The 902-nt window shown below is 66.6% G+C and carries 1 protein-coding gene; it reads right to left on the reverse strand.

Annotated elements, in window-relative coordinates; all coding sequences use genetic code 11:
- Positions 1–63 precede the first annotated feature (63 nt).
- Positions 64–870, reverse strand: coding sequence for a 2,5-didehydrogluconate reductase DkgB (gene dkgB / locus BME24068_RS34775; RefSeq protein WP_174928805.1), 807 nt, complete (start codon positions 868–870; stop codon positions 64–66).
- Positions 871–902: the final 32 nt, after the last annotated feature.

Here is a 902-nt window from a genome sequence, read left to right on the forward strand (position 1 = left end):
GTCCTGTCGGTGCCGCGGTTGTCGGGCCGCGGCGAATCGGATAGCGAAGGGCGGGCGGTGCGTTCAGTCCCACTTCGGCGCGAGGCCGGCCGGGTCGACTTCGCGGCCGTTGCGCTCGAGCGCGGCGATCTGCGCCATGTCGTCGTCGGTCAGGCGCAGCGTCTGCGCGAGCAGGTTGCTCGCGAGGTTCTCGCGCTTGGTCGACGACGGAATCACCGAGTAGCCGAGCTGCAGTGCCCAGGCGAGCGCGACTTGCGCCGGCGTCGCGTCGTGACGCTGCGCGATCGCGCCGATCACCGGGTCGCCGAGCACCTTGCCGTATGCGAGCGTCATGTACGACGTCACGTGGATGCCTTCGGCGTTCAGGAACTCGACCAGCTTGCGGTTCTGCAGGTACGGGCTCAGTTCGATCTGGTTCGTCGCGATCGCATCCTTGCCGACGGCCGCGATCGCTTCCTTCGTCAGTTCGATGTTGAAGTTCGAGATGCCGATGCGGCGCGTGAGGCCCTTCGCCTTCGCCTCGGCCAGCGCGGTCATGAACGCCTGGATCGATACGCCGTTGCCCGGGGCCGGCCAGTGGATCAGCGTCAGGTCGACGGTGTCGGTGCGCAGCTTGCGCAGGCTTTCCTCGAGGCTGGCGGCCAGCTTTTCCGGTGCGTAGTTGTCGACCCAGATCTTGGTCGTGAGGAACAGGTCTTCGCGGCGCACGCCCGAGGCGGCGATCGCTTCGCCGACTTCGGCTTCGTTGCCGTAGATCTGCGCGGTGTCGATCGCGCGGTAGCCGACGTCGAGGCCGTTGCGGACCGAGTCGATGACAACCTGGCCTTGCAGGCGGAACGTACCGAGGCCGAATGCGGGAATGTTGCTCATGATGTGCTCCTGGAAGGGGGAAACGGTTGCGG

The organism is Burkholderia anthina (genome assembly GCF_902498995.1).
In the GTDB taxonomy this organism is placed as follows: domain Bacteria; phylum Pseudomonadota; class Gammaproteobacteria; order Burkholderiales; family Burkholderiaceae; genus Burkholderia; species Burkholderia anthina.